The following is an 18,460-nucleotide window of genomic DNA, read 5'->3' as shown; positions in this document are numbered from 1 at the left end:
ACCCCCCCCCCCCCCCCCCCCCCCCCCCCACCCCCCCCCCCCCCCCCCACATTAAGTACTACGACGGTTCGGTGCAGCAGATCGAGCGCATCCCGCAAGAACTCAAAGAGCTCTACGCGACTGCCTTCGAAGTGGACACCAAGTGGATCGTCGACGCCGCCAGCCGTCGCCAGAAGTGGATCGACCAGGCTCAGTCGCTGAACCTGTACATCGCCGGCGCATCGGGCAAGAAGCTCGACGTGACCTACCGCATGGCCTGGTACCGTGGCCTGAAAACCACTTACTACCTCCGTGCCCTGGCTGCCACCAGCACCGAGAAGTCGACCATCAACACCGGCAAGCTGAACGCTGTTTCCAGCGGCGGCAACCACGGTGATGATTCGGTTCTCGCCGCACCTGCCGGCCCGGCGCCAGTGCCTAAAGCCTGCGCGATCGACGAGCCGGATTGCGAAGCTTGCCAATAAGCTGAGCCCACCCTGGGTCTAACCACCCAAGGTTGAAAAACCCCCGATAGGCCTACGGCGTATCGGGGGTTTTCTTTTGCCTGGAACAACACCATCGCGATTCGCGCAGGTATTTCACCTCCTTGAAAACATCGGTGGGCTTCTGGCCGACGTGCATCATGGCGACGTTATCGCTGAAACAGTGATGCAGTTGCCGCCAGGGCCCTGACTGAATCCGCTCCAGATATCGCCCGGTTGGCCTTGTACCGTTCCGACAGCCGTGTATCCGCCTGTGACGCCCCCGCCTATAGGCGTTATCTGAACGTCCAAAAAAAAGCCCCTCACGCGAGGGGCTTTTCGGTAAAGCGAGTTAAAGCGACAACATCAGGTCATCTGAATGATGGTCTGCATGATGGTGCTTTGGGTGGAGATGGTCTTGGCGTTCGCCTGATAGTTGCTCTGGGCCTTGATCAGGTCCACCAGCTCGTTGGTCAGGTTGACGTTGGAGTTCTCCAGGGAGTTGGCCACGATCGAACCCAGGGTACCGACTTGCGGGGTATCAAAACCCGGCTGGCCCGACGCGAAGGTTTCTTTCCAGGTGGTGCCGCCGGCTGGCTGCAGGCCCTGCTCGTTGTTGAAGCTGGCCAGGGAGATCTGGCCGATGGCCTTGCTCTGCTGGTTGCTGAACGTGGCGAACAGTACGCCGCTGCCGTCGATTTTCAGCCCGGTGATTTGCCCGGTGGCGTAGCCATCGGTGGTCGGCGGGTTGCGGTAGGTGGCGGAGTTGTACTGGGTGATGTTCCCCATGTTGACGGCCACGCCGTCTGCGTTGGCGGCCGCACCGTTAGGCGTCCAGACACCATTGACCAGGCCGCCCGGCTTCCAGTCGGAAATGGTCAGGGTGGTATTGGAAGCGGTGGCTGGCGGGGTAACGATCCCGGTCAGCTTGCCGGAGGTGTCAAACGACAGCGTCGAGGCGACTGGCGCCTTCACGTCAGCACCGGTGCCGCTGATCGGCGAGCCGTCAGGGTTGCGCCCATCGATCAGGGTGTAGGACTTCCAGGTGTTGGAGTCGGTCTTCACCAGGTACTGCACCATCGGATGCGCGTTGCCCTGCGTATCGTAGAGCGTGGTGGAATATTGAGTGGTGAAGCTGTCCGATTTGGTCGGATCAAACGGGTGCGCCGTCTGGTCGATCGCCGTCTCGGAGGAGTTCAGGTTACTGGTGGAATCCACCTTGCTCGAAGCCTTCGGCGGCAGGTACGACAGGTTGAGCTGCAGGTCGGTCAAGCCGCCCTTCTGGATGTTGCCATCTGCATCCGCTGCGTAGCCTTGCAGCCGCGAGGTGCCGGTGTTGTTGGTGATGTAGCCGTCCTTGTCGGCCCGGAACGCACCGTTGCGGGTGTATTCCAGCGAACCGTCGCTGCCCTTCTGCACGAAGAAGCCGCCGCCCTGGATCGCCATGTCGAGCGTGCCGCCGCTGTTGTTGACGTCACCCTGGGTGAACTGCTGGGACACGGCCGCCAGGTTCACGCCGTTGCCGACGCTGTTCTGGCCGGTACCCAGCTTGGAAGCCGCGTAGATATCCGCGAATTCCGCACGGGAGGACTTGAAGCCGGTGGTCGCGACGTTGGCGATGTTGTTGCCCGTCACGTCCAGTTGTTTGTTGGCCGCATAGAGGCCGCTAAGGCCGATGTTAAAAGACATTGTTCTCTCCTTTTGCCGTATTTAGCCGGCTCTATGTACCGATAGTCTGAATTTGCGACAGCTTGATACTGCCCAGGCCGCCCGCCAGGTTCAGCACCATTTCAGCGCCGTTCGTGCCCAGGGTTACGCTGGTCACCGTTGCCGGCAGCGAGGTGGCGAGGGCCACCGAGTCACCCTTGTCATTCTTGGTGGTGGCATTGAAGGTGTAGGTGCCGGGTGGCGCCGTCTCACCCGCATCGGTCTTGCCGTCCCAGACGAAGCTGGAGTTGCCGGCGCTCTGGGCGCCCATGTCGATGGTGCGAACGACGTTGCCATCCTTGTCGGTGATCTTGACGGAGACGTTGCCCGTCGCCGCCGTCACCGCCACGGAACCGGTCATGCTCTTGCTGGTATCCACCATCGCCTTGTCGGTCTGGGTGATGACCGAACGCCCCACCAGCGACGAAGCCTGCAGCGCCTGGGAGGAGCTGAAGTTGCTGGAAATCGCATTCACCGAGTCATTCAGGTTGTTGATGCCTTCCAGACTGCTGAACTGCGCCAACTGTGCGACGAACGCGCCATTGTCCTGGGGCGACAGCGGGTCCTGGTTTTTCAGCTGGGTCACCAGCAATTGCAGGAACGCGTCCTTGCCCATCGCCTGGTTGCCCGTCGCCGACTTGGCGGCGTCACCGACGCTGGTGTTATCTGTCGCCGTCTTGACCTTGGAGTTAAAAAGGTCCTGGACTGCCGTGTTCGTCGAACTGTTATCAACAATGGCCATTATTTGGCGCCCCTTATCACTGACCCAGGGTCAGGACCTTCTGCATCATGGTTTTGGCGGTGTTCATCATTTCCGCGTTGGTCTGGAACGAGCGGCTGGCGGAAATCATGTCGGCCATTTCCTCGACCACGTTGACGTTGGGGTAGTACACGTACCCTTTTTCGTTCGCGGCAGGGTGGTTCGGCTCGTAGCGGGCTTCGAGGTTGCTCTGGTCTTCGACCACACCGAGCACCTGCACGCCCTGGCCTGCGGCATCCTGGTTCTGGAACAGCGAATCGCCGCTGCCACTCTGGCCGCCCTGGCCGCCCTGGAACATGGTGGCGAACACCGGGTGCCGGGCGCGGTAGGTCTGGTCAATGCTCGAAGACACGGTCTCGGCGTTGGCGATGTTACTGGCGACGGTGTTGAGGCGCGTGGTCTGCGCACTCATGCCACTACCGGCAATATTGAAAACACTGGCGAGGGACATGGCTTATTCTCCACGCAAGGCTGACATCAGCCCTTTGAATTTGCTGTTGAGCAGGGTGAAGCTGGCCTGGAAGTTCACTGAGTTCTCGGCGTAGGCCGATTGCTCCAACTGGGCGTCCACGGTGTTCTGGTCGATCGACGGTTGCATCGGCGTGCGATACAGCAGCGACTCGTCACCATTGCCCAGGCCTTGCGCCTCGATATGACGGCTGTTGGTCATGTTCAGGGCGAAGGTGCCGTTCTTGGTCTTGTCTTGCTGGGCGGCGAGCACGGCAGAGAAGTCCAGGTCCCGAGCCTTGTAGTTCGGGGTGTCGGCGTTGGCGATGTTGTTGGCCAGGACTTCGGCACGCTGGGCGCGAAAGCCCAGTGCTTGTTCGTGGATACCGAGCGCTTTATCGAAGCTGATGCTCATGGCGGAAACCTTTAGGGGCTGACCTGCTTTTCGTAACAAGGATTTAGCAAGGGCCATGCCAAGTTGCTTGAGCCCCGTAAATCAAGGGTTTTCGAGGGAATTGCCGGCGGCAATGCCAGAAAAGCGGCAAAGGGTTTCCGCGAAACGCCAGTAAAGCGGCAATGAGGGCTTGCCGCTTTGCGGCCATAAAAAAGGGAGGCCTGTGCAGGCCTCCCTTTTTGTTCAAGCACTCATCACTTGGCCTGGTAAATGATTCCAGGACTGCACTGCACCATCTGGTAATGATCCGGCAAACCGTTCAGCGCCTCGGAAGCCCCCAGGAACAGATAACCGCCACGCTTGAGGGTGCCGTGGATGCGCAACAGAATGTCTTTCTTCACCTCGGCCGAGAAGTAGATCAGCACGTTGCGGCAAAACACCATGTCGAACTTGCCCAGGCTGGCATAACTGTCCAGCAGGTTGAACGAGCGAAACTCCACCCGGCTCTTGATCGGCGCCTTGACCGCCCAACGCCCTGCTCCCTTGGGATCGAAGAAACGCTGCAAGCGCTCCTGGGACAACCCGCGCCCCAGCGCCAGGCTGTCGTACTCGCCGGTCTTGCAGTTGGTGAGCATGGTGCCGGACAAATCCGTGGCCACGATTTGCGCCCCGGCTTTCAACTGGCCCATGTTGGTCCGCTCGAACTCATCGATGGCCATCGAAATCGAATACGGTTCCTGTCCCGACGAACAGGCGGCCGACCAGATGCGCAGGCGCTGGCCGGGAGCGGCCTTGATCGCCTCGGGCAGCACCTTGTTCTTGAGCACTTCAAACGGATAGGTATCGCGAAACCACAAGGTTTCGTTGGTGGTCATGGCGTCGACCACCATCTCCTTGAGCCCGCTGCGTGGCTGGCCCTGGATCCGTTGCACCAACTCCCCGAGGGACTTGATGCCTTGCTGCTCCATCAGTTTGTTGAGACGGCTGGATACCAGGTACTGCTTGTTTTCACCGAGCAATATGCCACAGGCCTTTTCCAGGAAGACCCGGAACTGTTCGAAATCCAAATTACCCGTAGACAATGATACCGCCTCTTAAATCGTGTGATCGCCAGGGAAAAGGCCCCTAGCCGTGATCTGCTGCCTTGATCCGGTCGACTACCCGGGATGCCAGGTCATCAGGGCGGAATTTGGCCAGGAAGTCATCGGCACCGACCTTCTTGACCATCGCCTGATTGAATACACCCGACAACGAAGTATGCAGGATGATATGTAGTTTTTGCATGCGTGGGTCGTTGCGTATCTCGGCCGTGAGGGTGTAGCCGTCCATTTCCGGCATCTCGATGTCGGAGATCATCATCAGGAATTCTTCTTCCGGCTTCTTGCCCTCATCCACCAGCTTGCGCAGGTAATCCAGGGCCTGGCGACCGTCATTGAGCGCGACCACTTCGACCCCAACGGTCTGCAGGCAACGGGACACCTGCTTGCGCGCGACCGAAGAGTCGTCCACCGTCAGCACCCGCAGCGAGATCGCCTTGTGCGCGGTTTCGGCGTCTACCACACCCACCGATATCGCCTCGGAGGTCGGGGCCACTTCGGCGAGGATTTTCTCCACGTCGATGATTTCCACCAACTGGTTGTCGACCCGCGTCACCGCCGTGAGGTAGTGATCGCGACCGGTGCCCTTGGGCGGCGGATGGATCTCTTCCCAGTTCATGTTGACGATGCGCTCCACCGAGCGCACCAGGAAACCCTGGGTCTTGGTGTTGTACTCGGTAATGATCACGAACGGGCTCTCGCGGTCCTGCAACCCCGCCGAACCGGTGGCCATTGCCAGGTCAAGAATCGGGATGGTCGCGCCACGAATGTTCGCCACACCGCAAACCACCGGGCTGGACTTGGGCATTATTGTCAGCTTGGGACACTGCAGCACTTCGCGAACCTTGAAGACATTAATCCCGTACAGCTGCTTGCCGTCCAGACGGAACAACAGCAACTCCAGGCGATTCTGCCCCACCAGCTGTGTGCGCTGGTTCACTGAATCCATTACACCGGCCATGCCCAGACTCCTACGCTAAAACTTAGGGGTACGACGCGTACCCAACACTAAACGGCACGAGCTTTGCTTTTTTATTGGCCATGGACATCAAAACGACAGTTTCCCGACGCCTCCGATCCCCACAGTACCGCAGATTGCTCTGCGTCTCGATGGCGTTGCTTGCCTTGGCTACGGGCCAGCCGGCCCGCGCCGATAACGTCACCTTGCCTGATCTGCTTATCGGCGTCACTCAAGGCTTTCTTGAGTTCACTGTAGAAGATTATCTGGCCACGACGCAGACACCGGGCCGCTACGAAATCCAGGTCAACCAGCTGGATCCGCGCCTGCGCATGCCCATGTGCGACAGAGAATTGACAGCCTCCCTGGAAAGCCCCGCCCAGCCCATCGGGCGCGTGACCGTGAAAGTGCGCTGCGAAGGCGCCTCGCCCTGGACGGTGTTCGTGCCGGCCCAGGTCAAACTGTTTCGCGAAGTGGTGGTGGTGACGCGCCCGCTGAAACGTACCGGAATCATTGGTTATGATGACGTCGCGATGCGCGAGCGCGACATCAGCATGATCACCCAGAGCTACCTCACGTCCCTTGACCAGGCACTCGGGCAGAAACTTACCCGACCAATGGTCGCCGACCAGGTGATTACCCTGGTCCATCTCGAGCAGGCCGAAGTCGTGCGCAAAGGTGACCAGGTGGTGATTTCCGCCAGCAGCGGTGGCCTGAATGTAAAAATGCCGGGGGAAGCCCTGTCCAACGGCGGCATGAGTGAACAGATTCGCGTCAAGAACCTGAATTCCAACCGCGTGATCAAGGCCCGGGTGACTGCGCCGGGGCAGGTTGAGGTGGCTTTATAGATCACTGGCATCGGACGCCAGCTTTTCCTACACTGTGCGCAAAGCGGCATCGCGCATAGGTTTATTGTCAATCGAGCCTAAAGTTTGTCCGGGTATGGCCGAAAACATGGCAAGCGTCCAAATACCCAGAGGTTTTTTTAACATGGTCATCGATTTCAGTCGTTTGAATAACGCCCTGCCAACGCCCGGTTCTTCGCGCACCAACGGTGCCAAAGACAGCGTTGAAGCCAAGTCCCAGCCTCTGCCTGCCAAGACAGAACAGGCCGGTGCGAGCCAAAGCGGGGAATCGGTACACCTGAGCAATGAGGCTCAACAGTTGCAGAAGGTCACTGACTCGCTGAGCGATCAGCCAGTTGTCAATAAAGCCCGTGTGGCCGAATTGAAACAGGCGATTGCCGATGGCAGCTATAAGGTCGACAGCAACCGTGTAGCCAGCAAACTGCTTAACTTCGAAGCCGAGCGCTAGGCAAAGGCCTGCGCCAGGCTTTTGGACGCTTAAACCCCAAGGCCAGCCATGCACGACGAAAACTTGCTACAACTGATCATTGAAGACCTGCCTCCCGCACAGCAGCTGCTGGAGCTCCTTCGAGAAGAATCACTGGCCCTGTACGGCCGGGACATGCGCATGCTGGAAGAAATCCTGGCGCGCAAGCAATCGCTGATCGTCCTGCTGGAACAGCACGGCAAGAAGCGCAGCCAGATTCTGATCAGCCTGGGCCTCACGGCCGACCACAAGGGCCTGGAACAACTCGCCATCCACTCCACTGTGGGCGACCAGTTGCTGGCCCAGAGCAAAGAACTCAACCAGTTGCTGACCCTGTGCCAGGAAACCAACCTCCTCAACGGCCAGGCCATCCAGCTTCAGCAAGCCACGACCGCCAATCAGTTGCGTATCCTCCACGGCGGCGAGCCTCCGGCTCTCTACAACGCTCAAGGCTCCACCTCACGCCTGGCCAAGCCAAGCACCCGCAGCCAAGCCTGAAACCAGTTTGAGCGCGCCCTATCCAAGTCGCGCCACATACTGGCAAAATGACAGCACTTGCGTGTAGTCGTATTTTGTCTGGAGATGGAAGAACCGTGTTCAACACCCTTAACGCGGAAGATGCTCCGCAGCCACCCAAGGTACTCACCACGCCGCTGGAAATCGCTGGCACCTTGCGGATGCTGCAAGAAAGCCATGATCCGCTGATCATCACCTTCCATGAACGCAACCAGCGGTTTCAAAGCTACCTGGTGGAAATCGACCGGGACAGCAAGACACTGGCCTTGGACGAAATGGTCCCGCGCGACGGCGAACGCTACCTCGAGAATGGCGAAGCTTTCCGGATCGAAGGTTTTCACGATGGTGTGCGGGTAGCCTGGGAAAGCAACGGCACCCTGACCCTCGATGAAGCCGGCGGCCACCGTATTTACCGCGGCAGCATGCCTGGCGAGGTGATTTACCATCAGCGTCGCAACGCCTTCCGCGCGGCGCTGAAGCTGGCGCAACTGGTGAGCGTCGAACTGGGCGGCGACAAACTCAAGGCCCCCATCAGCGGCAAGTTGCTGGATATTTCCGCCACCGGCTGCAAATTGCGCTTCGAAGGGGATATTTCCGAGCGCCTGCAACTGGGCCAGGTCTACGACCGATTTATCGCCGCGCTACCCTTTGGCAGCATGACCACCTCGGTAGAACTGCGTTACCTGCACTTCGAAGAAAGGATCAACACCACCTTCGCCGGCCTACGTTTTCATAACATGAGCGGGCTGGTGCAGCGCCAGGTCGAGCGGTTTGTGTATCAACTGCAGCGTGAAGCGCGGCGGTTTGACAAGGACGACGACCTTTAAACAATAAAGGTCGCGACAAAAAAACGGGCAGTCCCTCAAGGGGGCTGCCCGTTTTTGCTTTCAGGGGCGCGCCCTGCTCAAGTCGTGGGGGTGATCATCCGGGTCCGGATGCTCTGGTGGCTCGGTGACAGGCTCCGGCTGACCCAGTTCGGGATCGACTTCCGGCTCGGGATCCACAACGGCGGTCTGCATCTGGTCCTGCACCACCTGTTCGTCCACTCGCGGATCGAGGCATGCTACCAGGGGCGAGCTGGACATGCTGTCGGGCATCGCCACGTGATGCAGCGGTGCGTCGTCCACCTGATGCAGGTTGGTGACCGCCTTGGGCCGAATGCGCCACACCAGGATCAATGCGCACACGCTGAAAAACGCATACAGCATATGGCTGCCGAACAGCTTCATCACCACACCGGCCAACAGCGGGCCGACACTGGCGCCGATGCCGTAGGTCACCAGCAACATCGCAGTGAGCGACACCCGGCGATCACCCTCGACGTGGTCGTTGGAAAACGCCACAGCCAGCGGATACAGGCAGAACTGCACCAGGGAACAGAGAAAGCCCGCGACGAACAGCACTTCCAGTGGTACCTGGGTCATAATCGCCAACGGCAACGCGGCCACCGCCAGGCACAAGGCGAAACAGCGAATCAACAGCGCGCGGTCATATCGATCGGACAGCCAGCCCAATGGCCACTGCACCAGCAGCCCGGCGAAAATGCAGCTACCCATGAACAGGCCGACCTGCTCGGTGGTCAGCCCTTGCTGAGACGCGTACAGCGGCGCCAAACCGTAGAACGAACCGACGATCAGCCCGGCCCCCAACACCGTACTGAGGGACTGCGGCACCCGCTTGATAAAGAAGCGCGGCTCCATCGGCGCCGGATGCAGCGGCGCCGGGTGAATGCGGCGAGTCATGGCCACCGGCACCAGGCACAGCGCAAAACACAGCGCGACCAGCATCAGCAACTCAAGCCCCAACTGCGGGTGCATCACAAGGATCAACTGGCCCAGCACCAGGCCCAGGTACGAGGCGATCATATAGCCGCTGAACACCGCACCGCGTTGCTTGGCTTCAGCTTGTTCGTTAAGCCAGCTCTCGATGACCATGTACTGGCACATCATGCCCAGGCCGACAATCATCCGCAGCACAATCCAGGCTGGCAGCCAGTTGATCAGCCCGTGGCCCAACACCGCCGCGCCGACGATCCCGGCACAGGTGGCGTAGGCCCGGATATGCCCGACGCGGCCAATCAGGCGGTGACCGATCTTGCCCCCCAACACCAGGCCAAAATAGTTGGCGGCCATCAACGCACCGACCCACAGGCTGTCGACGTGATCTGCCGCCAGGCGCAAGGCCAGGTAAGTACTGAGCAGGCCAGAGCCGATCAGCATCATCAGGGAAGCAAAATAAAGGGCTCGAAAAGGTTTCCAGATCTGGCGCATCGGCGTTCCGAGCGGCTCCTTGCTGTGGGTGTCAGGACTACCGGAATGATAGTCCCGGGTCGTCGGGTCCGGACAGCCAAAACATGCGGTTGCCGGGGAATATTTTGCTCATGCCAATTGGCTACGTGTCAGACGCTCGCCAGTCACCCGCGAGGTACAGGATGCAGACGAATACTTGCGCCGCCCCGCTCTTGCCTCCCGTGTGAACCTCAAACGCGGGCAAGGTTCGGTTGGTGTTTGAAAAGTCTGCCGCACTCAAACGCCCGGCCACAAAAAAGCCCCGCCAGATAAATCTGATCGGGGCTTGCGGACGTCGAGGCCGCATGGGCAGCAACGGTGAAGTGGTGTCCCAGGGCCGGTTCGAACGGCCAACCTTCCCCTTAGGAGGGGGATGCTCTATCCAATTGAGCTACTGGGACTAATGACAGCCAACCGGCGATGGGCACGGCGACGGACGGCGTGCATGTTAACGGCGCAGGTGAATTTTGTCATGTCGTCCGTTGGCTTTTTGAGTGTAGGCCCATGCCAGTGACAGCCGGTGGTATTCCGCTCAACGATTACGGACGGTTCGGACCATCGTGCAAAATGCACTCCCCCAAAATGCCATCATTGCAAATTGCAACAGCATGGCAATCTGGACGCTATATAAATGTCTGATTTTAAAGGATTTATTGTCAATTAAAGACTGGCACGACACCTGCAATCCTTTATCCTACAAATACAGTCCGGCCCAGCCACCTGCGGAGAACATGCACATGAACAGCGCACTTCTACTAGCCCTCAATACCGTTGCACTGGCTGCGCTGGTGATGTTCCATTTTCAGTCCACCACTTCCGACGACGCCGCGCAGGTCAGCCAGGCGATTCCCCATCACCTGCAACAGCGCCCGCAACTGGCTGTCATGAAGCCGAACATGCAATCCCCACTGCAACTGACCCAGGGCACTCAAGCTGCTCCTGCCACTGAACACTGGGTTTTCTGAACCGCTTACCGGAGCATTCCATGAACAAGTCCGCCTGGCTGTTTCTGACCCTGGCACTGGCCGCCGCCGGCCTCGGCCTGAACGTATTGTCGCAAAACGTACAGACAGTCTCCTTCGTCGCCGCCGGCGTGTTTGGCAGCCTGTGGGTCTTGGCAGTCTTCATTGGTCGCCGCATCAAATTCGATCCCGTACTGCGCTGAATCCCCCCGCTCGTCGCCCTCGCTAAAATCGCTGCCACGCCTCGGCTCGTCCGTCCGGACAGCCGACCATATGTCGCTCCGCATTCGTAAATTGGCAATTTGCCACTAATCTTAAAGTTAAGGGCAAAAGGCCATATTGCTATAGGATGTGCGCCCGAAAAGCCTTTTGCGCCCAGGGTCTGCGGGCTCAACACTCATTTGGGTGCGTCCGCGGAAAGTTTTCCAACCAGTCCGCAAATTTTGAAATGAGTACTGGCATAAAGCCGGTAGCCGGTTCAATATTTGTCACAGAATTGACGCCAAGGAACTGGCAAATCTGAGGCATGATGCGGCCTCTTTGCAATTCAGGTTGAACATTTGGCAGCAAACCTTGTCCTAACATGCATCTTGCGGCCAATTCCAAAAACCGCTCCCCTGAACTAACCGGTTAAATATATGCGCCCATTGAAACAGGCAATTTATTCCAGCCGTACGGCTGACAAGTTCGTCGTACGTCTGCCAGACGGAATGCGGGAACGCATTGCCGAGGTGGCTCGCAATCATCACCGCAGCATGAACTCCGAAATCATCGCACGCCTGGAACAAAGCCTGATTCAGGAAGGTGCGCTGGGCGACGAGCTGAGCATGCGCCTGGACAGCCCCGAGCTGTCACTGCACGAACGCGAACTGCTGCAGCGTTTTCGTCAGCTCTCCCACCGCCAGCAAAATGCTCTCGTCTCGCTGATCGCCCACGACGTTGAGGCAGCTGCAGAAGCCAACTGATTGGCAACTGAAAGCTGAAAGCCAGCCATGCGCTGGCTTTTTTTTTGCCCGGGATTTGGTCAGGAAAGGATCAAGGGGCAAACGCCCCCGATCCATGGAAGGGATCAAAGCAGGAAGATGGTTGCCAGGCCCAGGAAGATGAAGAAGCCGCCACTGTCGGTCATGGCCGTGATCATCACACTGGCGCCCATCGCCGGGTCTCGTCCAAGGCGCACCAGGGTCATTGGAATCAGAACCCCCATCAACGCTGCCAGCAGCAGGTTAAGCGTCATGGCCGCCGTCATGACCACGCCGAGCGACCAGCTGCCATACAGCAGGTACGCCACGATACCGATGACACCGCCCCACACCAGGCCGTTGATCAGCGCGACCGCAAGCTCCTTGCGCATCAAACGCTTGCCATGCCCGGTCCCCACCTGATCCAGCGCCATGGCGCGGACGATCATGGTGATGGTCTGGTTACCCGAGTTACCGCCAATACCCGCCACAATCGGCATCAGTGCAGCCAGGGCCACGAGCTTCTCGATGGAGCCTTCAAACAGGCCGATCACCCGTGAAGCAATAAACGCGGTAATCAAATTCACCGCCAGCCAGGCCCAGCGGTTACGCAGGGACTTCCAGACCGACGCAAAAATATCCTCTTCTTCCCGCAGACCGGCCATGTTGAGGACTTCGCTTTCGCTCTCCTCACGAATCAGGTCGACCATTTCATCGATGGTCAGACGGCCGATCAGCTTGCCGTTCTTGTCGACCACCGGGGCCGAGATCAAGTCATAACGCTCAAACGCCTGGGCCGCGTCGTAAGCGTCTTCGTCCGGATGGAAACTCACCGGGTCACTGGCCATGACGTCCGCGACTTTTTTGTCCGGATCATTGACCAGCAGGCGCTTGATCGGCAGTACGCCCTTGAGGATCCCTTCGTAGTCGACCACGAACAGCTTGTCGGTGTGGCCTGGCAGCTCTTTCAACCGGCGCAGGTAGCGCAGAACCACTTCCAGGCTGACGTCTTCGCGGATGGTGACCATCTCGAAGTCCATCAACGCACCGACCTGCTCCTCGTCGTAGGACAACGCCGAGCGCACACGCTCGCGCTGCTGGCCATCGAGGGTTTCCATCAGCTCATGGACGACGTCACGCGGCAGCTCGGAAGCCAAGTCAGCGAGTTCGTCGGCATCCATGTCCTTGGCGGCCGCCAGGAGCTCGTGATCGTCCATGTCGGCGATCAGGGTTTCACGGACCGAGTCGGATACTTCGAGGAGGATGTCGCCGTCGCGGTCAGCCTTGACCAACTGCCAAAGGGTCAGGCGGTCATTCAGCGGCAAGGCTTCGAGGATGTAGGCAACGTCGGCGGAGTGCAGGTCATCGAGCTTGCGTTGCAGCTCGACAAGGTTTTGCCGGTGGACCAGGTTCTCGACCCGGTCATTGTTCGCGCCTTCCTGGCGATGCGTCAGGTCTTCGACCACGCGCTGGCGCTGCAGCAGCTCGACGACTTGAGCCAGGCGATCCTGCAGGCTTTCTTGTGTTTTCTTTACTTCAACTTCGGTCATAGGCGAACTCCACTCCCAGCAGCGGGGCACGCCGGAAGGATCAATCAGTCAATTCATGATTGGTAAAACGGGGTACTGAGTAACTACTGGGTAAGTCCATGGAGGTGTTCCACAAGCCCCGGCGGGGCTGACGGGCGCAATGATACACCGGGCGGCCGCGTTTAACGTCAAAAAACTGGAAAGAACAAGCGCTTGCGACACAAAGCTGAGCATTGGCCACACATATGAACTGCGACGACGCAGCTTGAGAGGAAAACACATGGGCGGGAGAAAAAGGCGCCCCGGGAAATAAAAACCCCAGACGGCAAAAAGCCCGCACTAGGCGGGCTTTTTGTTGTTTGGTGCACTCGACAGGATTCGAACCTGTGACCGCTCGGTTCGTAGCCGAGTACTCTATCCAGCTGAGCTACGAGTGCATTTGTTGCCGCGCATTATAGGCCGTTCAATCTCTATGTAAAGCTATTTTTTCGTTTAGTTTCAACAACTTAGCGAAAAAACCAGATTGCAACGTACTAAGCAAATAATGGCGGAGAACGGGGGATTCGAACCCCCGACACCCTTTTGAGGTGTACTCCCTTAGCAGGGGAGCGCCTTCGGCCACTCGGCCAGCTCTCCGCAACACGGGGCGTATATTAACCAGCTTCATCCCCGTTTGCAAACATAAAAAACGATAAAAATTAATGGCTTGGTTCTTCGTCCTTCTCTTTCTTGATCCGCAGGTAGATTTCCTCGCGGTGGACAGCCACCTCTTTCGGAGCGTTAACCCCGATACGCACTTGATTGCCTTTGACGCCGAGCACGGTCACGGTGATTTCGCCATCACCAATAATCAGGCTTTCTGCGCATCGACGAGTCAGAATCAGCATACCTTTCTCCTCACGCATTTCATTTCGGGAACAACAGTCTGCAAAAAAAAGGCATTCGACCTACAACCAAATGGCCATAGCCCTACACGCCTAAGTATTGTCGAGCGCAGGTAAAAGAACAGGTCTTAACCACACACCCGGCAAAAAAATGAAAGGCGCGGATAACCGCGCCTTCCTGGCAACGCATCACTCGCCCTGTCGGGCCGGAGCGTCCAGCTCAAAAGCGGTATGCAGTGCGCGTACAGCCAGTTCCAGGTACTTCTCTTCGATCACCACCGACACCTTGATTTCCGATGTGGAGATCATCTGGATGTTGATGCTTTCCTTGGCCAGGGCTTCGAACATGCGGCTGGCAACGCCCGCATGGGAACGCATGCCCACACCCACGATCGACACCTTGGCAATCTTCGTATCGCCGACCACTTCACGGGCGCCGATTTCCTTCGCAGTGTTCTGCAGGATCCGCTCCGCCGCATCGTACTCGTTGCGGTGCACGGTGAAGGTGAAATCGGTGGTGTTATCGTGCGAGACGTTCTGCACGATCATGTCGACTTCGATGTTCGCGCCACTGATAGGGCCCAGGATCTTGAAAGCCACGCCCGGGGTGTCTGGCACGCCACGGATAGTCAGCTTGGCTTCATCACGGTTGAAAGCGATACCGGAAATGATCGGCTGTTCCATGGATTCCTCTTCATCAATAGTAATGAGGGTGCCCGGACCCTCCTTGAAGCTGTGCAGTACGCGCAGCGGAACGTTGTACTTGCCGGCAAACTCAACGGCACGGATCTGCAACACCTTGGAACCGAGGCTGGCCATTTCCAGCATCTCTTCGAAGGTGATCTTGTCCAGGCGCTGGGCCACGGACACGACCCGCGGGTCGGTGGTGTAGACGCCATCCACATCGGTGTAGATCTGGCATTCGTCAGCCTTCAGGGCTGCCGCCAGGGCCACGCCAGTGGTGTCGGAACCGCCACGACCGAGGGTGGTGATGTTGCCGTGCTCGTCGACGCCCTGGAAACCGGCGACAACTACCACACGACCGGCTTTCAGGTCAGCGCGAATCTTCTGGTCATCAATCTGCAGGATGCGGGCTTTAGTGTGCGCGCTATCCGTAAGAATGCGGACCTGGTTGCCAGTGTAGGACACCGCCGGCACACCACGCTTGTTCAGCGCCATGGCCAGCAATGCGATGGTCACCTGCTCACCGGTGGAAATGATCACGTCCAGTTCACGGGGAACCGGTTGCTGATCGCCACTGATTTGCTTGGCCAGATCGATCAGGCGATTGGTCTCGCCGCTCATGGCCGACAGCACCACCACCAGGTCATCGCCGGCATCGCGGAATTTCTTAACCTTGTCGGCGACCTGCTCGATTCTTTCGACAGAGCCGACCGAGGTGCCTCCAAATTTCTGTACGATCAAAGCCATTTCTAAGCCGCCTCAGCCCGTAAAGGGGCGCCTGTTATTCAATCAACCAGCACTGACTGAGCCCGCGACTAGACCACGGGCTCATTAACAGCGTCTTAAATACCTGCCTCGACAAACGGCACGGTCAGGGCCAGGGCCGCGTCCAGGGCGCCGGCGTCAACACCACCGCCTTGCGCCATGTCCGGACGACCACCGCCCTTCCCGCCCACTGCCGCGGCGGCTTGCTTCATCAAATCACCGGCCTTGAGTTGGCCAGTCAGGTCCTTGGTTACACCGGCAACCAGAACGACCTTTTCCTCATGGACACTGCCGAGCAGGATCACTGCGCGGCCGAGCTTGTTCTTCAACTGATCGACCAAGGCCAACAGCGCCTTGCCGTCCTGACCGTCCAGGCGTACGGCCAGCACTTTCACACCCTTGACGTCCAGGGCGGAAGCCGACAGATCGTCGCCCGCCGCGCTGGCCGCCTTGGCCTGCAACTGCTCCAGCTGTTTCTCCAGCTGACGGTTGCGCTCCAGTACGCCGGAGAGCTTGTCGATCAGGTTGTCGCGGCTGCCCTTGACCAGGCCGGCCGCTTCCTTGAGTTGTTCTTCTGCCGCATTGAGGTAGGCCAGGGCCGCAGCACCGGTGATCGCTTCAATACGACGTACGCCGGAAGCCACGCCGCCTTCGCTGATGATTTTCAGCAGGCCGATGTCGCCGGTACGGCTGGCGTGAATACCACCACACAGCTCCACCGAGAAGCTGCCGCCCATGCTCAATACGCGCACTTCGTCGCCGTACTTCTCGCCAAACAGCGCCATGGCGCCTTTTTGCTTGGCGGTCTCGATATCGGTTTCTTCGGTTTCCACCGGGGTGTTCTTGCGAATCTCGGCGTTGACGATGTCTTCCAGGGCCTTCAACTGCTCAGGCTTGATCGCCTCGAAATGACTGAAGTCAAAACGCAGGCGCTGGCTATCGACCAACGAACCCTTCTGTTGCACATGCTCACCCAGCACCTGACGCAACGCAGCGTGCAGCAAGTGAGTGGCAGAATGGTTCAAGGCAGTTGCATGCCGTACGTCGGCATCTACCTGAGTGTCCACCGGCGCGCCGACGGTCAGGTTGCCCAGCACCAGCACGCCGTGATGCAGGAACGCACCGCCGGTCTTGGTGGTGTCGCGCACTTCAAAACGACCGGAGGTGGAGCTCAGGAAACCACAGTCGCCAACCTGGCCACCGGATTCAGCGTAGAACGGGGTCTGGTCGAGGACCACAACACCCTCGTCACCTTCGTTCAGCACGTCAACCGACTTGCCGTCCTTATAGATAGCCACGATCTTGGCCGAGCCAACGGTGGCTTCGTAACCAATGAACGAAGTCGCCACATCAACCTTTACCAGGGTGTTGTAGTCCAGGCCAAAGGAGCTGGCGGAACGGGCACGGACGCGCTGGGCTTCCATCTCACGCTCAAACCCGGCCTCGTCGATGGTCAGCTCGCGTTCGCGGGCGATGTCGGCGGTCAGGTCCATCGGGAAACCGTAGGTGTCGTACAGCTTGAACACGACGTCGCCCGGCACCACGGTGCCCTTGAGCTCGACCAGGTCCTGCTCGAGGATCTTCAGGCCGTGCTCCAGGGTCTTGGAGAACTGCTCTTCTTCAGCCTTGAGCACGCGCTCGATGTTGGCTTGCTGCTGCTTGAGTTCCGGGAAGGCATCGCCCATCTCGGCCACCAGCGCGGCAACGATCTTGTAGAAGAAGCTGCCGGTGGCGCCCAGCTTGTTACCGTGACGGCAGGCGCGACGGATGATGCGGCGCAGCACATAGCCACGGCCTTCGTTCGACGGCAGCACGCCATCGGCGATCAGGAAGCCGCAGGAACGGATGTGATCCGACACCACCTTGAGCGACGACTGGTTGTCGTTGGCACAGCCAATGGCCGCCGCCGAAGCGCTCAGCAGGTTGGTGAACAGGTCGATCTCGTAGTTGGAGTGAACGTGCTGCATCACCGCACTGATCCGCTCCAGGCCCATGCCGGTGTCCACCGACGGCGCTGGCAACGGATGCAACACGCCATCGGCGGTGCGGTTGAACTGCATGAACACGTTGTTCCAGATTTCGATGTAGCGGTCGCCGTCTTCTTCCGGCGAGCCCGGTGGGCCACCCCAGATGTCGGCGCCGTGATCGTAGAAAATCTCGGTGCACGGGCCGCACGGGCCGGTATCGCCCATGGTCCAGAAGTTGTCGGACGCGTAAGGCGCGCCCTTGTTGTCGCCGATGCGAATCATGCGCTCGACTGGCACCCCGATTTGCTGGGTCCAGATGTCGTAGGCTTCGTCATCGGTGGCGTAGACGGTCACCCAGAGTTTTTCCTTCGGCAGCTTCAGCACGCCGGTCAGAAAGGTCCAGGCAAAGGTGATCGCGTCTTTCTTGAAATAGTCGCCGAAGCTGAAGTTACCCAGCATCTCGAAGAATGTGTGGTGGCGGGCGGTGTAGCCCACGTTTTCCAGGTCGCTGTTCTTGCCGCCGGCGCGTACGCACTTCTGGCTGCTGGTGGCGCGGGTGTAGGCGCGCTTTTCCTGGCCCAGGAAGCAGTCCTTGAACTGGTTCATCCCCGCGTGGGTGAACAGCAGGGTTGGGTCATTGCCTGGGATCAAGGAGCTGGAGGCGACACGGGTGTGACCTTGCTCTTCGAAGAAGCGAAGGAAGGCTTCACGGATTTCTGCGCTTTTCATTAGGTTCTTCCACGGAGG

At 58.9% G+C, this 18,460-nt stretch carries 18 protein-coding genes, 3 tRNA genes and 1 pseudogene; 8 read left to right on the top strand and 14 right to left on the bottom strand.

The features are described 5' to 3' along the window. A pseudogene (locus tag ACIOMR_RS26715) lies at positions 1 to 464 on the top strand (hypothetical protein); the annotation flags it as partial. 363 nt (positions 465 to 827) lie between these two features. Here ACIOMR_RS26715 and flgE read toward each other — a convergent pair. The 6 genes from flgE to ACIOMR_RS26685 all read right to left on the bottom strand — a co-directional run bounded on the left by flgE (position 828) and on the right by ACIOMR_RS26685 (position 5,827). Beyond that, complete coding sequence (gene flgE / locus ACIOMR_RS26710) at positions 828 to 2,150, bottom strand: flagellar hook protein FlgE (protein ID WP_401197283.1); 1,323 nt, start codon at positions 2,148 to 2,150, stop codon at positions 828 to 830. A gap of 31 nt (positions 2,151 to 2,181) precedes the next feature. Further along, the gene (gene flgD / locus ACIOMR_RS26705) at positions 2,182 to 2,910 is read right to left on the bottom strand and encodes a flagellar hook assembly protein FlgD (protein ID WP_003214242.1); all 729 of its coding nucleotides are present in this window, start codon (positions 2,908 to 2,910) and stop codon (positions 2,182 to 2,184) included. Between the two features lie 16 nt (positions 2,911 to 2,926). Next, positions 2,927 to 3,379 (bottom strand): flagellar basal body rod protein FlgC, encoded by a 453-nt coding sequence (gene flgC, locus ACIOMR_RS26700; protein ID WP_003214244.1) that lies wholly within the window; start codon positions 3,377 to 3,379, stop codon positions 2,927 to 2,929. A 3-nt stretch (positions 3,380 to 3,382) separates the two neighbouring features. Then, positions 3,383 to 3,790, bottom strand: a complete 408-nt coding sequence (flgB, locus tag ACIOMR_RS26695; RefSeq protein ID WP_003214246.1) for a flagellar basal body rod protein FlgB — start codon at positions 3,788 to 3,790, stop codon at positions 3,383 to 3,385. Between the two features lie 233 nt (positions 3,791 to 4,023). Continuing rightward, positions 4,024 to 4,851 carry a protein-glutamate O-methyltransferase CheR gene (gene cheR, locus ACIOMR_RS26690; RefSeq protein ID WP_003214248.1) on the bottom strand — a complete coding sequence of 276 codons (828 nt, stop codon included), beginning with the start codon at positions 4,849 to 4,851 and terminating at the stop codon, positions 4,024 to 4,026. A 43-nt stretch (positions 4,852 to 4,894) separates the two neighbouring features. Beyond that, entirely contained in the window at positions 4,895 to 5,827 is a 933-nt protein-coding gene (locus tag ACIOMR_RS26685) for a chemotaxis protein CheV (protein ID WP_003214250.1), read from the bottom strand. Positions 5,828 to 5,907: 80 nt separating this feature from the next. On the opposite strand from ACIOMR_RS26685, the gene flgA reads away from it, so the two are divergent. The 4 genes from flgA (at position 5,908) to ACIOMR_RS26665 (ending at position 8,499) form a co-directional block, all read left to right on the top strand. Beyond that, on the top strand, positions 5,908 to 6,672 hold the full coding sequence (gene flgA, locus ACIOMR_RS26680) for a flagellar basal body P-ring formation chaperone FlgA (RefSeq protein WP_032899382.1): 765 nt from the start codon (positions 5,908 to 5,910) through the stop codon (positions 6,670 to 6,672). A gap of 142 nt (positions 6,673 to 6,814) precedes the next feature. Then, positions 6,815 to 7,138, top strand: a complete 324-nt coding sequence (gene flgM, locus ACIOMR_RS26675; protein WP_003214254.1) for a flagellar biosynthesis anti-sigma factor FlgM — start codon at positions 6,815 to 6,817, stop codon at positions 7,136 to 7,138. Between the two features lie 48 nt (positions 7,139 to 7,186). Then, the gene (gene flgN, locus ACIOMR_RS26670; protein WP_401197276.1) at positions 7,187 to 7,654 is read left to right on the top strand and encodes a flagellar export chaperone FlgN; all 468 of its coding nucleotides are present in this window, start codon (positions 7,187 to 7,189) and stop codon (positions 7,652 to 7,654) included. A 95-nt stretch (positions 7,655 to 7,749) separates the two neighbouring features. Further along, on the top strand, positions 7,750 to 8,499 hold the full coding sequence (locus tag ACIOMR_RS26665; protein WP_177066986.1) for a flagellar brake protein: 750 nt from the start codon (positions 7,750 to 7,752) through the stop codon (positions 8,497 to 8,499). A 60-nt stretch (positions 8,500 to 8,559) separates the two neighbouring features. Here the strand turns inward: ACIOMR_RS26665 and ACIOMR_RS26660 are convergent, their stop codons facing one another. Then, positions 8,560 to 9,942, bottom strand: coding sequence for an MFS transporter (locus ACIOMR_RS26660; protein WP_177054600.1), 1,383 nt, complete (start codon positions 9,940 to 9,942; stop codon positions 8,560 to 8,562). 342 nt (positions 9,943 to 10,284) lie between these two features. Next, positions 10,285 to 10,361, bottom strand: a tRNA-Arg gene (locus ACIOMR_RS26655). 336 nt (positions 10,362 to 10,697) lie between these two features. Between ACIOMR_RS26655 and ACIOMR_RS26650 the strand changes: the two genes are divergently transcribed. The 3 genes from ACIOMR_RS26650 (at position 10,698) to ACIOMR_RS26640 (ending at position 11,887) form a co-directional block, all read left to right on the top strand. Beyond that, on the top strand, positions 10,698 to 10,925 hold the full coding sequence (locus ACIOMR_RS26650) for a hypothetical protein (RefSeq protein WP_003214261.1): 228 nt from the start codon (positions 10,698 to 10,700) through the stop codon (positions 10,923 to 10,925). A gap of 20 nt (positions 10,926 to 10,945) precedes the next feature. Continuing rightward, positions 10,946 to 11,125 carry a PA3371 family protein gene (locus ACIOMR_RS26645; RefSeq protein WP_401197271.1) on the top strand — a complete coding sequence of 60 codons (180 nt, stop codon included), beginning with the start codon at positions 10,946 to 10,948 and terminating at the stop codon, positions 11,123 to 11,125. A gap of 435 nt (positions 11,126 to 11,560) precedes the next feature. After that, positions 11,561 to 11,887 carry an Arc family DNA-binding protein gene (locus ACIOMR_RS26640; RefSeq protein ID WP_003175643.1) on the top strand — a complete coding sequence of 109 codons (327 nt, stop codon included), beginning with the start codon at positions 11,561 to 11,563 and terminating at the stop codon, positions 11,885 to 11,887. 104 nt (positions 11,888 to 11,991) lie between these two features. On the opposite strand, the gene mgtE is transcribed toward ACIOMR_RS26640, so the two are convergent. The 6 genes from mgtE to alaS all read right to left on the bottom strand — a co-directional run bounded on the left by mgtE (position 11,992) and on the right by alaS (position 18,442). Continuing rightward, positions 11,992 to 13,434, bottom strand: a complete 1,443-nt coding sequence (gene mgtE / locus ACIOMR_RS26635) for a magnesium transporter (protein ID WP_003214265.1) — start codon at positions 13,432 to 13,434, stop codon at positions 11,992 to 11,994. A 339-nt stretch (positions 13,435 to 13,773) separates the two neighbouring features. Then, positions 13,774 to 13,850 (bottom strand) — tRNA-Arg (locus ACIOMR_RS26630). A 108-nt stretch (positions 13,851 to 13,958) separates the two neighbouring features. Continuing rightward, positions 13,959 to 14,049, bottom strand: a tRNA-Ser gene (locus tag ACIOMR_RS26625). A gap of 62 nt (positions 14,050 to 14,111) precedes the next feature. After that, positions 14,112 to 14,300 carry a carbon storage regulator CsrA gene (gene csrA, locus ACIOMR_RS26620; protein WP_002554426.1) on the bottom strand — a complete coding sequence of 63 codons (189 nt, stop codon included), beginning with the start codon at positions 14,298 to 14,300 and terminating at the stop codon, positions 14,112 to 14,114. A 186-nt stretch (positions 14,301 to 14,486) separates the two neighbouring features. Next, positions 14,487 to 15,728 (bottom strand): aspartate kinase, encoded by a 1,242-nt coding sequence (locus ACIOMR_RS26615; protein WP_003214308.1) that lies wholly within the window; start codon positions 15,726 to 15,728, stop codon positions 14,487 to 14,489. A gap of 95 nt (positions 15,729 to 15,823) precedes the next feature. Continuing rightward, entirely contained in the window at positions 15,824 to 18,442 is a 2,619-nt protein-coding gene (alaS, locus tag ACIOMR_RS26610; RefSeq protein WP_401197266.1) for an alanine--tRNA ligase, read from the bottom strand. Positions 18,443 to 18,460 lie beyond the last annotated feature (18 nt).

Origin of the sequence: Pseudomonas sp. NPDC087814, assembly GCF_044742865.1 — a bacterium.
Taxonomy (GTDB): domain Bacteria; phylum Pseudomonadota; class Gammaproteobacteria; order Pseudomonadales; family Pseudomonadaceae; genus Aquipseudomonas.
The sequence above is the reverse complement of the archived record's forward strand: the minus strand, read 5'-3'. Positions and strand labels throughout refer to the sequence as shown.